Here is a 14,629-nt window from a genome sequence, read left to right on the forward strand (position 1 = left end):
CTGTGACCACCCCCGGCACCGCCCGCCACCCCTGTGGACAACACCCTGTGGACAACCCGTGAGCCCGCCCATGAGCCCGGCCGCAAGCCCGCCCATGTGCCCGGCCACAAGCCGATCCATAAGCCCGCCCATGAGCCCGGCCGTAAGCCCGCCCATGAGCCCGCGGAAGACCCGCCGAGAGCCCACCCGGAGGCCCGGCCAGGCAGCCCGCCCGGAGGAACGCCACGCAGCCCGCCCGGATGCCCCTCCGAGACCCCGACCGGCAGCCCTACCCCGGGTAGACCGGCCCCGTCCCCGACTTCACCACCGGCTGCCAGTTGGCCCCCGGCATCAGCCGCACGATCCCGTCGTTGCCGGAGGCGGCGATCAGCGGCTCCGTCTCCTTGTACGGCGCGGCCACGCCCAGCACCCCGTTGAGCCCCGGCAGCACCGAGCTCGCCGAGGTCGAGCCGTCGGTCTGGAGGTAGCGGATCTGCTGCACGCCGCCGGCCTCCCGGCCCACCACGACGAGCCGGCTCGGCCCGGCCCACGAGACGGACGACACCGACTCCATGCGCGGCGCGGCCGCCTGGAGGTCCTCCACGGACACGACCTGCTCGTCCGCGCCGTTCTCCCGCTCGATCCGGCCGATCTGGAGGGTGGTCCGCCCCTCCCGGGTGATGAGGAGCGCGATCCGCACCCCGTCCGCCGACACCCGCAGCGACTCCACCCGGGTGTCCTCCGTCAGCCACGGCGTGCGGACCTCGATCCACTTGCCGGTGCCGTCGGGCACGACCACCAGCCGCTGGTGGCCCTTGGCCCGGTCGGCGACCCACAGGTCGCCCCGCCCGTCCCAGCTGGGCTGCGACAGCCGGTCCTCGTGCGCCGCGCCCGCCGCGGCCGAACTCCTGAACACCGCCGGAAGCTGTTCCTGGTCGGCGGCGATCGACGCGACGTGGAGCGAGGCGCCGTCCTTGGACACTCCGGCCGCCCGCGCCCCGTCCCGGGCCACGGCGACCGAGCCGAGCCGCACCACGCCCCTGCCCAGCGGCCCCGGCACCGCCTCGGGCGGCACCACGTCCTTGCCACCGGGGTCGAGCGCCATCATCCGCCCGTCGTCGTCGACGAAGTACGGCGTCTCGTCCTGCTCGGTGTCCCTGACCACCTCGAAGTCGGCCGCCTGCCCCTTCCCGAGCCGGCACACGGCGCCCCCGGTGACGTCCTGGAGCTCCACCTGGTCGACCCGTACGGAGGGCAGGTCCCCGAGCGTCACGAGCAGCTGCGCCGCCAGCCGCCGGCACACCTCGCCGCCGAACCGGTCGGCCTTCACGTTGAGCGGCACCTTGAGCGTGGACTGGTCGTCCGTGGTCAGCGTCGTGACGCCCTTCCGCAGCTCCGTGCCGGACGGGAAGGGCGAGTCGACAGCCGGCCGCAGCCAGTGCGTCGGCCCCTCCAGGAGCGCCTTCACGGTCTGCGTCACCGGGTCCATCCGGGTGACCGGATCCTGCCGCTGCCGGATGTAGACGGGGTCCGCGACCAGCCAGTCCTCGCCGGACGCGAAGTAGTACTTGTTCACCGAGCGGTAGTTCCGCAGGAAGTCGGCCTCGCCCAGGACGAGACCGGGCGGCAGGCTGTCGATCCGCCACTCCTTGTCCTTGCCGTTGGGGGCGGTCTCCTCCACGACGTGGATGGCCTGCGCGTACTCCACCGGGCTGTTCGCCCGGTACGCGTGCCGGGCGTCCACGGTCGCGATCATCCGGCCGGAGATCGGATAGGCGCGGCCCTGGATCTCGGGGTCCGCGCCGCGGTCGGCGGGCTCCCGGTCGGGCGCGGTCGAGAGCACGGTGATGCTCTGCTCCGGCTTCCAGCTCTTGGCGGCCCGCGCGGTCAGGTACTTGCGGGCGGTCGAGAAACCGGGGTCGTCACTGGTCATGGCCTCCAGGAAGCCGTCGACGATGTCGTCCGGGTTCGCGTTCTCCCGGGGCGCCACCGCGTAGACCCGCACCTGCGAGTCCCCCGGGTTCGCCCCCCGCACCGGCTGGACCTCACCGCTGTCCGGCATGGTGGCGCAGCCCGTCGCCAGGAGCCCGCCGCAGGCGGCGAGCACCAGCGTCCGTCCGCTCCGTCCCCGCCCCGCCCGCCGTCGCGCGTCAGCGCTCACGTGTGCCGTCCTCCCGCTCCGCGTTCCCCGCCGTGCCCCTGCCGTGCCCGTGCTCCGTGTCCGCCGCCGTCCGGGCGACCACCCGCGCACCGCTGCCGGGCAGCGCCGCCGGGTCCACCGCCGTCGGCGGCGCCGGGATCCGCGGCGGCACGGGCAGCGGAGGCCGCTCCCCGCCCGGCTGGGCCGGCACGGACGCGGTCCGGCCGTTCTCCTGCGCCCGCCCCGCGGCGGCCTGCTCCCGGTTGCGCCGCGAGTCTTCGGGCTCCAGCGGTATCGGCGACCCCCGCAGCGGCTCGTCCGCCGTCCGCGGCAGGGTCAGCCGGAACTGCGAGCCGCCACCCGGCTCGCCCCAGGCCTGCAGCCAGCCGCCGTGCAGCCGCGCGTCCTCGACGGCGATCGACAGGCCGAGACCCGTACCGCCGGTGGTACGCGCGCGTGCCGGGTCGGCCCGCCAGAACCGGTTGAAGACCCGCGTGGCCTCACCCGGCTTCAGACCGACGCCGTAGTCGCGTACGGCGACGGCGACGGCCCCGCCGGCCGCGGCCAGCTTCACCACGACGTCCCGGCCCTCGCCGTGCTCCACGGCGTTGACGACCAGGTTCCGCAGCACCCGCTCGACCCGGCGGGCGTCCGCCTCGGCCACCACGGGCTGCTCGTCGCCGACGACGACGATCCGCGTGCCCTTCCGCTCGGCCAGCGGCTCGGCCCCGCCGATGACCCGGCGCACCACCTGCCGCAGATCGATCGGCTCGGCCTCCAGGGCGGCGGCACCCGCGTCGAAGCGACTGATCTCCAGCAGATCGGAGAGCAGCGACTCGAAGCGGTCGAGCTGGTCGCCGAGGAGTTCCGCGGAGCGCGCGGTCACCGGGTCGAAGTCGACCCGGGCCTCGTGGATGACGTCGGCCGCCATCCGCACGGTCGTCAGCGGCGTCCGCAGCTCGTGCGAGACGTCGGAGACGAACCGCCGCTGCATCCGCGACAGCTCCTCCAGCTGCTGGATCTTGAGCTGGAGGTTGGACGCCATCTTGTTGAAGGCCTCGCCGAGCCGCGCGATGTCGTCCTCGCCGGTGACCTTCATCCGCTCCTGGAGCCGCCCGGCGGAGAGCCGCTCGGCGATCCCGGCCGCCATCCGCACCGGCGTGACGACCTGCCGCACCACGAACCAGGCGATCGCCCCGAGCAGCACCACCACGAACAGCCCGGCGGTCGCCAGGGTGGTCTTCACCAGGTCGAGGGAGTCCTCTTCCTGGGTGAGCGGGAAGAGGTAATAGAGCTCGTACTGCTTGCCCTCGGCGTCGTTGAGCCGCTTGCCGATCACGAGCCCCGGCTCGGACGGCTTGTCGCTGGTGTAGTGGATCCGCCCGAACTTCTGGAACGGCGTGTTGCCCTGCGCCACCGAGTGCCGCAGATCGCCGGGAACGGACCGCGCCGGGTCGACCTCTCCGGAGGCGCGGGCGCCGCGGCTCGCCGTGTCGCTGGAGTCCAGCGACAGCGCCACCACGTTGAACGCGTTCTGGCCACCGCTGGCCAGCTGCTCCACGAGCGTGGAGCGCCAGTTCACCGAGGAACCGGCCCGCACGCCGTCCTGGCCGGGCGCGGGCGGCGTGGTCGCCGCCCGGTCCTGCGCGGCGGAGAACCCGCCGGCGGCCTGGATCTGGGCGGCCTTCTCCTTGGTGTCGAGCAGACCGTTGCGGACCTGCCCGATGACGACCAGGCCCAGCAGCAGCACCACGCCGAGGGACATCAGGAGGGTGCCCGCGACGACCCGCAGCTGGATGTTCCGCCGCCACAGCCGTACGGCCGGAAGCAGCGGCCGACGCACCAGCCGGGCGACGATCCGGAAGACCCTGCCCCCCGGCGTCCCGTCCTGGAGGAGCCGTTCACCGCGCGTCAGGCGGCCGGAACGCGAGCCCCCCCGCCCCGGTCCGGCAGCCCGCCCCGTACGACCCCCGGGGTCCCGGGACTCCGGAGCAGCACTGCCCTCGCTCATATCAGCTCGGTCCCGCCTTGTAGCCGACACCGCGGACGGTCACCACGATCTCGGGGCGCTCCGGGTCCTTCTCGACCTTCGAGCGCAGCCGCTGGACGTGCACGTTCACCAGCCGGGTGTCGGCCGCGTGCCGGTAGCCCCAGACCTGCTCCAGGAGCACCTCGCGGGTGAACACCTGCCACGGCTTGCGGGCCAGCGCCACGAGGAGGTCGAACTCCAGCGGCGTCAGCGCGATCGACTGCCCGTCCCGCTTCACGGAGTGCCCGGCCACGTCTATGACGAGGTCACCGATGGTCAGCTGCTCCGGCGCGGGCTCCTCGGAGCGCCGCAGCCGCGCCCGGATGCGGGCGACGAGCTCCTTCGGCTTGAACGGCTTGACGATGTAGTCGTCGGCGCCGGACTCCAGCCCCACGACGACGTCGACGGTGTCGCTCTTGGCCGTCAGCATCACGATCGGCACGCCCGACTCGGCCCTGATGAGCCGGCACACCTCGATGCCGTCCCGTCCGGGCAGCATGAGGTCCAGCAGCACCAGGTCCGGCTTGGCCTCCCGGAATGCGGCGAGAGCCTTGTCGCCGTCCGCGACGAACGACGGCTCGAACCCTTCACCCTTGAGCACGATCCCGAGCATCTCGGCCAGTGCGGTGTCGTCGTCGACGACGAGAACGCGTCCCTTCATATCGACATCATCCCATTTCCGTATCAGTCTCAAGGCGGCTGGTGAGATACCTCACTGACCTGCGAAGACGCCTCGGAGGAGCCCCCTGACTCCGTGTGTCCGCGCGCCCCGCCGCCAGTAACGACTGTCACCCCCGTGCCCCCGCGGTCGCCCAGAACCGTACCCCGCGCGGGGCCGAACGCCCACGTTCCGGAACAACCTTCGTCCTCCTGTACGAGAAGCAGTTCCGGCCCGGTCCACGGCGGGGCCCCTCATGACACGATGACAACCGGCCCGCCGCCCTCCCCTGGACGGCCGCCGTGACCGAGCCGGTTCGCCGACCGGCACCGCGACCCAATCCGCCGAGGTGGACGACCGTGAACGACTCTCCGGGCTGGAACCCGCCCGGATCCGCCCCCTCCGACGGCCAGGACGGCCCCGCGATCCCCGGGCCGTCCGCCCCGCCGGAGCAGACCGCATCCGCTCCCCAGTGGTCGAAGGAGCAGCCGCCCGCCGGCCAGTGGACCACCCCGACCCCGGGGCGCCCCCGGCCGCCGGCCCCCGGCCGGGCCTGGGGTACGCCGCCGCACCGCGGCCACGGAGCCCCGCCGGCCCCGAAGCCGGGCGTGATCCCGCTCCGCCCGCTGGGCGTCGGCGAGATCCTCGAGGCCTCGGTGGCGATCCTCCGCCGCTACTGGCGGACGGTGCTGGCCGTCACGGTCCCCGTGGCCGTGGTCACCCAGACCGCCCTCGTCTTCGTCCAGCGCTACCTCGCCACGAAGCCGCCCACCCTCCACACGGACGCCACCCCGGCGGAACAACTGGAGGCGCTCTCCGCGTACCTCCGGGCCTCCCTCAGCGAGCTGGCCCCGACGATGCTGGTCTCCGTGGGCGCCTCGGTCTTCATCAGCGCGCTGCTCACGGTCGTCGTCAGCCGCGCCGTCCTGGGCCGGCCGGTGACGCTCTCGGAGGCGTGGCGCGAGGCGAGCCCCCGACTCCCCCAGCTCCTGCTCCTCTCCCTGGCCGTGCCGCTGGGCGCGGGCGCCCTCGCCTTCGTGGCGATGCTCCCCGGCCTGCTGCTGGGCGGCGCCGGCGGTGCGACGCTCGCCTTCCTGGGCGGCACGGCCGCGTTCGTCGCCATCATCTGGCTGCTGATCCGCTTCAGCCTGGCCTCTCCGGCCCTGATGCTGGAGCGGCAGGGCATCGTCCCGGCACTGAAGCGCTCCGCGAAGCTGGTCAACGGCGTCTGGTGGCGGGTCTTCGGCATCACGCTGCTGACCCAGCTCCTCATCATGATCTTCACGATGGTCCTGACGATCCCGTTCACCGCAATCGCCTTCACTCTCGACGCCGCCCCCTCGGGCTCCGACCTCAGCTGGACGTACCTCATCGTCATGGCCGTCGGCGGCATCGCCAGCAGCGCCCTGACGTACCCCGTCGCGGCCGCCGTCACGGTCCTCCTCTACGTGGATCAGCGCATCCGCCGCGAGGCCCTGGACCTGGAACTCATCAAGGCCGCCCAGACCGACTGACAGCCGGCCTCTTCCCCCGGCTCCCGTCCCCCACGCGAGGGGGGACGGGAGCTGTTCTCTTTCCCCCCGGTCCAAGCCCTCAAGCAGGCAGGCACAGGAAAGGCCGTTGCCGCCCGCGTACGCCCCCGCGAGTACGCCTCTGATGGGCAACCCCGCCGGGACCCGACACAGGCGCTGAAGCCCGCCCAGGGCCTTACCGGCCGGGCCGCACCCCTCCCCTGGAAATCCCTGGAACGCAGAAAAGCCCCGCACCAGAAGGTGCGGGGCTTTCCCACAATGATTGTTCGGCGGCGTCCTACTCTCCCACAGGGTCCCCCCTGCAGTACCATCGGCGCTGAAAGGCTTAGCTTCCGGGTTCGGAATGTAACCGGGCGTTTCCCTAACGCTATGACCACCGAAACACTATGAAGTTGAACTCAACCGGCATGGGAGTTCGTTACTTCAGAACTAACACAGTGGACGCGAGCAACTGAGGACAAGCCCTCGGCCTATTAGTACCGGTCAGCTCCACCCATTACTGGGCTTCCACATCCGGCCTATCAACCCAGTCGTCTACTGGGAGCCTTACCCTCTCAAGGAGGTGGGAATACTCATCTCGAAGCAGGCTTCCCGCTTAGATGCTTTCAGCGGTTATCCCTCCCGAACGTAGCCAACCAGCCATGCCCTTGGCAGGACAACTGGCACACCAGAGGTTCGTCCGTCCCGGTCCTCTCGTACTAGGGACAGCCCTTCTCAATATTCCTACGCGCACAGCGGATAGGGACCGAACTGTCTCACGACGTTCTAAACCCAGCTCGCGTACCGCTTTAATGGGCGAACAGCCCAACCCTTGGGACCGACTCCAGCCCCAGGATGCGACGAGCCGACATCGAGGTGCCAAACCATCCCGTCGATATGGACTCTTGGGGAAGATCAGCCTGTTATCCCCGGGGTACCTTTTATCCGTTGAGCGACGGCGCTTCCACAAGCCACCGCCGGATCACTAGTCCCGACTTTCGTCCCTGCTCGACCCGTCGGTCTCACAGTCAAGCTCCCTTGTGCACTTACACTCAACACCTGATTGCCAACCAGGCTGAGGGAACCTTTGGGCGCCTCCGTTACCCTTTGGGAGGCAACCGCCCCAGTTAAACTACCCATCAGACACTGTCCCTGATCCGGATCACGGACCCAGGTTAGACATCCAGCACGACCAGAGTGGTATTTCAACGGCGACTCCACAACCACTGGCGTGGCTGCTTCAAAGTCTCCCACCTATCCTACACAAGCCGAACCGAACACCAATATCAAACTGTAGTAAAGGTCCCGGGGTCTTTCCGTCCTGCTGCGCGAAACGAGCATCTTTACTCGTAGTGCAATTTCACCGGGCCTATGGTTGAGACAGTCGAGAAGTCGTTACGCCATTCGTGCAGGTCGGAACTTACCCGACAAGGAATTTCGCTACCTTAGGATGGTTATAGTTACCACCGCCGTTTACTGGCGCTTAAGTTCTCAGCTTCGCAACCCCGAAAGGTCACTAACCGGTCCCCTTAACGTTCCAGCACCGGGCAGGCGTCAGTCCGTATACATCGCCTTACGGCTTCGCACGGACCTGTGTTTTTAGTAAACAGTCGCTTCTCGCTGGTCTCTGCGGCCACCCCCAGCTCAGAGTGCAAGACTCATCACCAGGCGTGGCCCCCCTTCTCCCGAAGTTACGGGGGCATTTTGCCGAGTTCCTTAACCATAGTTCACCCGAACGCCTCGGTATTCTCTACCTGACCACCTGAGTCGGTTTAGGGTACGGGCCGCCATGAAACTCGCTAGAGGCTTTTCTCGACAGCATAGGATCATCCACTTCACCACAATCGGCTCGGCATCAGGTCTCAGGCTTAATGTGTGACGGATTTGCCTATCACACGCCCTACACCCTTACCCCGGGACAACCACCGCCCGGGCTGGACTACCTTCCTGCGTCACCCCATCGCTTACCTACTACCACCTTGGTTCGCCGGCTCCACCACTTTCCTTTCCCCGAAGGGTCCGGAACGGCTTCACGGGCTTAGCATTAATGGGCTCGATATTGGGCGTTTCAAAGCGGGTACCGGAATATCAACCGGTTGTCCATCGACTACGCCTGTCGGCCTCGCCTTAGGTCCCGACTTACCCTGGGCAGATCAGCTTGACCCAGGAACCCTTAGTCAATCGGCGCACACGTTTCTCACGTGTGTATCGCTACTCATGCCTGCATTCTCACTCGTGAACCGTCCACAACTCGCTTCCGCGGCTGCTTCACCCGGCACACGACGCTCCCCTACCCATCACAGCGGGCGTTGGCCCTCATGCTGCAATGACACGACTTCGGCGGTACGCTTGAGCCCCGCTACATTGTCGGCGCGGAATCACTTGACCAGTGAGCTATTACGCACTCTTTCAAGGGTGGCTGCTTCTAAGCCAACCTCCTGGTTGTCTCTGCGACTCCACATCCTTTCCCACTTAGCGTACGCTTAGGGGCCTTAGTCGATGCTCTGGGCTGTTTCCCTCTCGACCATGGAGCTTATCCCCCACAGTCTCACTGCCGTGCTCTCACTTACCGGCATTCGGAGTTTGGCTAAGGTCAGTAACCCGGTAGGGCCCATCGCCTATCCAGTGCTCTACCTCCGGCAAGAAACACACGACGCTGCACCTAAATGCATTTCGGGGAGAACCAGCTATCACGGAGTTTGATTGGCCTTTCACCCCTAACCACAGGTCATCCCCCAGGTTTTCAACCCTGGTGGGTTCGGTCCTCCACGAAGTCTTACCTCCGCTTCAACCTGCCCATGGCTAGATCACTCCGCTTCGGGTCTTGAGCGTGCTACTGAAACGCCCTGTTCGGACTCGCTTTCGCTACGGCTTCCCCACACGGGTTAACCTCGCAACACACCGCAAACTCGCAGGCTCATTCTTCAAAAGGCACGCAGTCACGAGACACAAGCAAGCTTGTGTCCGACGCTCCCACGGCTTGTAGGCACACGGTTTCAGGTACTATTTCACTCCGCTCCCGCGGTACTTTTCACCATTCCCTCACGGTACTATCCGCTATCGGTCACCAGGGAATATTTAGGCTTAGCGGGTGGTCCCGCCAGATTCACACGGGATTTCTCGGGCCCCGTGCTACTTGGGTGTCTCTCAAACGAGCCGCTGACGTTTCGTCTACGGGGGTCTTACCCTCTACGCCGGACCTTTCGCATGTCCTTCGACTACATCAACGGTTTTTGACTCGTCCTGTCGCCGGCAGACGACAGAAGAGAGATCCCACAACCCCGCATGCGCAACCCCTGCCGGGTATCACACGCATACGGTTTGGCCTCATCCGGTTTCGCTCGCCACTACTCCCGGAATCACGGTTGTTTTCTCTTCCTGAGGGTACTGAGATGTTTCACTTCCCCTCGTTCCCTCCACACTGCCTATGTGTTCAGCAGTGGGTGACAGCCCATGACGACTGCCGGGTTTCCCCATTCGGAAACCCCCGGATCAAAGCCTGGTTGACGACTCCCCGGGGACTATCGCGGCCTCCCACGTCCTTCATCGGTTCCTGGTGCCAAGGCATCCACCGTGCGCCCTTAAAAACTTGGCCACAGATGCTCGCGTCCACTGTGTAGTTCTCAAGCAACGACCAGCCACCCATCAGACCCTGCCGAAGCAGAGCTTTACTGGGGCCGGCATCGCGAAGATACAACCTTGCGGCCGTACCCTCAGATACCCAACAACGTGCCAGATGCGAGCGCCGTCCGTGTCATCCGTTCCACGCCGAAGCAGTACTTGGAGACCTTCAGGTCACTCGCATCCAATAATCAACGTTCCACCCATGAGCTGACCGTGCAGAACGTTTGCCTGCAATCGGTACTGTGCTCCTTAGAAAGGAGGTGATCCAGCCGCACCTTCCGGTACGGCTACCTTGTTACGACTTCGTCCCAATCGCTGGTCCCACCTTCGACAGCTCCCTCCCACAAGGGGTTGGGCCACCGGCTTCGGGTGTTACCGACTTTCGTGACGTGACGGGCGGTGTGTACAAGGCCCGGGAACGTATTCACCGCAGCAATGCTGATCTGCGATTACTAGCAACTCCGACTTCATGGGGTCGAGTTGCAGACCCCAATCCGAACTGAGACCGGCTTTTTGAGATTCGCTCCGCCTCACGGCATCGCAGCTCTTTGTACCGGCCATTGTAGCACGTGTGCAGCCCAAGACATAAGGGGCATGATGACTTGACGTCGTCCCCACCTTCCTCCGAGTTGACCCCGGCGGTCTCCTGTGAGTCCCCATCACCCCGAAGGGCATGCTGGCAACACAGGACAAGGGTTGCGCTCGTTGCGGGACTTAACCCAACATCTCACGACACGAGCTGACGACAGCCATGCACCACCTGTATACCGACCACAAGGGGGCACCCATCTCTGGATGTTTCCGGTATATGTCAAGCCTTGGTAAGGTTCTTCGCGTTGCGTCGAATTAAGCCACATGCTCCGCTGCTTGTGCGGGCCCCCGTCAATTCCTTTGAGTTTTAGCCTTGCGGCCGTACTCCCCAGGCGGGGAACTTAATGCGTTAGCTGCGGCACCGACGACGTGGAATGTCGCCAACACCTAGTTCCCAACGTTTACGGCGTGGACTACCAGGGTATCTAATCCTGTTCGCTCCCCACGCTTTCGCTCCTCAGCGTCAGTAATGGCCCAGAGATCCGCCTTCGCCACCGGTGTTCCTCCTGATATCTGCGCATTTCACCGCTACACCAGGAATTCCGATCTCCCCTACCACACTCTAGCCTGCCCGTATCGGATGCAGACCCGGGGTTAAGCCCCGGGCTTTCACACCCGACGTGACAAGCCGCCTACGAGCTCTTTACGCCCAATAATTCCGGACAACGCTTGCGCCCTACGTATTACCGCGGCTGCTGGCACGTAGTTAGCCGGCGCTTCTTCTGCAGGTACCGTCACTTTCGCTTCTTCCCTGCTGAAAGAGGTTTACAACCCGAAGGCCGTCATCCCTCACGCGGCGTCGCTGCATCAGGCTTTCGCCCATTGTGCAATATTCCCCACTGCTGCCTCCCGTAGGAGTCTGGGCCGTGTCTCAGTCCCAGTGTGGCCGGTCGCCCTCTCAGGCCGGCTACCCGTCGTCGCCTTGGTAGGCCATTACCCCACCAACAAGCTGATAGGCCGCGGGCTCATCCTTCACCGCCGGAGCTTTCCAGACGAGGAGATGCCTCCCCGTCTCGTATCCGGTATTAGACCCCGTTTCCAGGGCTTGTCCCAGAGTGAAGGGCAGATTGCCCACGTGTTACTCACCCGTTCGCCACTAATCCACCCCGAAGGGCTTCATCGTTCGACTTGCATGTGTTAAGCACGCCGCCAGCGTTCGTCCTGAGCCAGGATCAAACTCTCCGTGAATGTGTACCCGTGATCGGGTTCAACACTCGCGTTGAGCGGGACGGTCAGGTCGGAATAAGACCGACCGTCCACAGCGTCCTCGCTGTGTTTTGTTTCAAAGGAACCTCGACCAACCGAAACCGGCTGGACGGGGTATCAACTAATCTGGCGTTGATTTTTGGCACGCTGTTGAGTTCTCAAGGTGCGGACGCTTCCTTCGTTCCTGTTTCCAGGCCCTCCGGGCGCTTCCTTCGTTTCCGACTCTATCAGATCTTTCCGATCCGATTTCCTCGGTGCTTTCCGGTCCCGATTTGTTTTTCTCGGGGCCTTCCGGCGCTTTCCGACTTTATCAGAATCATTTCGAGCTACCTAATCGGCGGCTTTTCGTGATTCGCGATAAAGAATCGGGAGTGAGTCAGACTCTAGTTGATTGCTGCCGAGCTGTCCAGCTCCAGGCAACCATCTGAATCTACCTCCCCGCGTCCACCGTGTCAACGGTTTTTTCGGGCACCGGAGGACAGTACCAGCTCCGCGGGGCCGGACGCACATCGGCGCGAGGGGGTGCTCAGGCGGGGAAGACGGAGGGTGGGGTGTCGAGGTCCTCCAGCTCGATGCCGGGGGCGGCGAGGACCACGTCGCCGGCGATGTGGACGGTGTGGCGCTCCCCGGTGTCCAGGGTGCTGACCTGGTACTCGTCCACGATCAGGCCGCCCTCGTCGGAGGGGTGCGTCTCGCTCCCCAGCAGGGCCCACGACTGGTCGACGGTGAGGGGGGCGAGGACCGGGTCGGTGAAGGCGACCAGGCGGACGCGGGTCTCGGGGGCGCCGGGGGTGAGGCGCAGCAGCCGGGTCAGGGCGATCAGGAACGCCGGGGACGTACCGGTGAAGGCGTGGGCGCGGACGTTGCCCTCGGTGGCATGGGTGCCGGTCGGGTCGGTGCGGACCCAGGTGACGCCGTCGAGGGCGGCGCCGCGGACCTGCCAGCTCTGCGCGTGGAGCTCCAGGCGGATGGGGCGGCCGAGTTCGTCGACGGCCAGGTCGACGGAGCCACGGTGGTCACCGGCCGGGGTGGTGAGCTGGGAGACGTAGCGCCAGCCGGAGGGGCCGGGGGCGCAGTGGAAGTGCTCCTCGCCGAGGGGGGTGTGGTCGTGGGGGTCGTGGAGCGAGTAGCGGCCGCGGGGCATCGCGTGGTCCTCGGGTGGTGGGGGACGGGGCAGGCCCCCGGCACGGGGTGCCGGGGGCCTGCTGGGTCGTCGCGTCGCCCGGGCGGGTGCCGGGGGACGGATCAGTAGCGGTAGTGGTCCGGCTTGTACGGGCCCTCGACCTTGACGCCGATGTACGCGGCCTGCTCCGGGCGGAGGGTCGTCAGCTTGACGCCGAGGGCGTCGAGGTGGAGGCGGGCGACCTTCTCGTCCAGGTGCTTGGGCAGCGTGTACACGTCGGTCGGGTACTGCTCCGGCTTCGTGAACAGCTCGATCTGGGCCAGCGTCTGGTCCGCGAAGGAGTTCGACATCACGAAGGACGGGTGGCCCGTCGCATTGCCCAGGTTGAGGAGGCGACCCTCGGACAGGACGATGACGACCTTGCCGTCGGGGAAGGTCCACGTGTGGACCTGCGGCTTGACCTCGTCCTTCACGATGCCCGGGATCTTCGCCAGGCCGGCCATGTCGATCTCGTTGTCGAAGTGGCCGATGTTGCCCACGATCGCCTGGTGCTTCATCCGGGCGATGTCGGACGCCATGATGATGTCCTTGTTGCCCGTCGTGGTGATGAAGATGTCCGCCGTCTCGACGACCTCGTCGAGGGTCGTCACCTGGTAGCCGTCCATCGCCGCCTGCAGCGCGCAGATCGGGTCGATCTCCGTGACGATCACACGCGCGCCCTGGCCCCGGAGGGACTCCGCGCAGCCCTTGCCGACGTCGCCGTAACCGCACACCACCGCCGTCTTGCCGCCGATGAGGACGTCGGTGGCCCGGTTGATGCCGTCGATCAGGGAGTGGCGGCAGCCGTACTTGTTGTCGAACTTCGACTTCGTCACGGCGTCGTTCACGTTGATCGCCGGGAAGAGGAGCGTGCCCGCCTGCATCATCTCGTAGAGACGGTGGACGCCGGTGGTGGTCTCCTCCGTGACGCCGCGGATCTCGGACGCGAGCTGCGTCCACTTCTGCGGGGACTCGGCGAGGGTGCGGTTGAGGAGGCGGAGGATGTAGCCGTACTCCTCGCTGTCCGCGGTGGCCGGGTCCGGGGCGGAGCCGGCCTTCTCGAACTCGACGCCCTTGTGGACGAGGAGGGTGGCGTCACCACCGTCGTCGAGGATCATGTTCGGGCCGCCGGTCGGGGTGTTCGGCCAGGTCAGCGCCTGCTCGGTGCACCACCAGTACTCCTCCAGCGTCTCGCCCTTCCAGGCGAAGACCGGGACGCCCTGCGGGTTCTCCGGGGTGCCGTTCGGGCCGACGGCGATGGCCGCGGCCGCGTGGTCCTGGGTGGAGAAGATGTTGCAGGAGGCCCAGCGGACCTCGGCGCCGAGGGCGACGAGGGTCTCGATGAGGACGGCGGTCTGCACCGTCATGTGGAGGGAACCGGTGATCCGGGCGCCGGCCAGCGGCTGCTGCTCGGCGTACTCGCGGCGGATCGACATCAGGCCGGGCATCTCGTGCTCGGCGAGGGTGATCTCCTTGCGGCCGAACGCGGCCAGGGACAGGTCGGCGACCTTGAAGTCCTGCTGTGCGGCAGTCGTCATGACGGGTGCTGCTCCTCGTGGGATCGAGTGGCGAGGGTCGGTGGTGGCGCCTGACACCGCGGCCGAGGCACCTGCGGGCATACGGATGCCCGGGTGGTTCGCGGTGCAGTCGTCGGAGGCCCTCTCTCCCTCGGCCGGTCCCCAGGGGGCCGCCCGACCGCCATCAGCAGCGACGTCTGGCTGGTCACGAA

The 14,629-nt window shown here is 66.6% G+C and carries 6 protein-coding genes and 3 rRNA genes; 1 reads left to right on the forward strand and 8 read right to left on the reverse strand.

Annotation, left to right across the window (positions count from 1 at the left end; translation table 11 throughout):
* Positions 1-268: 268 nt before the first annotated feature.
* Genes ABFY03_RS14990 through mtrA form a run of 3 tightly spaced genes read right to left on the reverse strand, consistent with a single transcriptional unit; the run spans position 269 to position 4,809 of the window.
* On the reverse strand, positions 269-2,140 hold the full coding sequence (locus ABFY03_RS14990) for an LpqB family beta-propeller domain-containing protein (protein ID WP_386723708.1): 1,872 nt from the start codon (positions 2,138-2,140) through the stop codon (positions 269-271).
* Positions 2,130-4,130: an MtrAB system histidine kinase MtrB gene (gene mtrB / locus ABFY03_RS14995; RefSeq protein ID WP_319009413.1), complete on the reverse strand. Its 2,001-nt coding sequence runs from the start codon at positions 4,128-4,130 to the stop codon at positions 2,130-2,132. Before mtrB ends, ABFY03_RS14990 begins: the two co-directional genes overlap by 11 nt.
* A 1-nt stretch (position 4,131) precedes the next feature.
* Positions 4,132-4,809 carry a two-component system response regulator MtrA gene (gene mtrA / locus ABFY03_RS15000; RefSeq protein ID WP_030498730.1) on the reverse strand — a complete coding sequence of 226 codons (678 nt, stop codon included), beginning with the start codon at positions 4,807-4,809 and terminating at the stop codon, positions 4,132-4,134.
* Positions 4,810-5,165: 356 nt separating this feature from the next.
* Here mtrA and ABFY03_RS15005 point away from each other — a divergent pair, with 356 nt between their 5' ends.
* Positions 5,166-6,320: a DUF7847 domain-containing protein gene (locus ABFY03_RS15005; RefSeq protein ID WP_319009414.1), complete on the forward strand. Its 1,155-nt coding sequence runs from the start codon at positions 5,166-5,168 to the stop codon at positions 6,318-6,320.
* 282 nt (positions 6,321-6,602) lie between these two features.
* Here ABFY03_RS15005 and rrf read toward each other — a convergent pair.
* The 5 genes from rrf to ahcY all read right to left on the reverse strand — a co-directional run bounded on the left by rrf (position 6,603) and on the right by ahcY (position 14,438).
* A 5S ribosomal RNA gene (rrf, locus tag ABFY03_RS15010) occupies positions 6,603-6,719 on the reverse strand.
* A gap of 72 nt (positions 6,720-6,791) precedes the next feature.
* Positions 6,792-9,912, reverse strand: a 23S ribosomal RNA gene (locus ABFY03_RS15015).
* 282 nt (positions 9,913-10,194) lie between these two features.
* Positions 10,195-11,720 (reverse strand): 16S ribosomal RNA (locus ABFY03_RS15020).
* The 16S, 23S and 5S rRNA genes sit together here, the layout of an rRNA operon.
* Before the next feature lie 544 nt (positions 11,721-12,264).
* Positions 12,265-12,882 (reverse strand): hypothetical protein, encoded by a 618-nt coding sequence (locus ABFY03_RS15025; RefSeq protein WP_319007334.1) that lies wholly within the window; start codon positions 12,880-12,882, stop codon positions 12,265-12,267.
* Between the two features lie 101 nt (positions 12,883-12,983).
* Entirely contained in the window at positions 12,984-14,438 is a 1,455-nt protein-coding gene (ahcY, locus tag ABFY03_RS15030; RefSeq protein ID WP_346170106.1) for an adenosylhomocysteinase, read from the reverse strand.
* Positions 14,439-14,629 lie beyond the last annotated feature (191 nt).

The organism is Streptomyces roseofulvus (assembly GCF_039534915.1).
GTDB classification, from domain to species: Bacteria; Actinomycetota; Actinomycetes; order Streptomycetales; family Streptomycetaceae; genus Streptomyces; species Streptomyces roseofulvus.

Bases quoted from the DNA above. Each gene is read 5' to 3' on its own strand.
- mtrB (WP_319009413.1), bottom strand. From the start codon at position 4,130: ATGAGCGAGGGCAGTGCTGCTCCGGAGTCCCGGGACCCCGGGGGTCGT.
- mtrA (WP_030498730.1), bottom strand. From the start codon at position 4,809: ATGAAGGGACGCGTTCTCGTCGTCGACGACGACACCGCACTGGCCGAG.
- ABFY03_RS15025 (WP_319007334.1), bottom strand. From the start codon at position 12,882: ATGCCCCGCGGCCGCTACTCGCTCCACGACCCCCACGACCACACCCCC.
- ahcY (WP_346170106.1), bottom strand. From the start codon at position 14,438: ATGACGACTGCCGCACAGCAGGACTTCAAGGTCGCCGACCTGTCCCTG.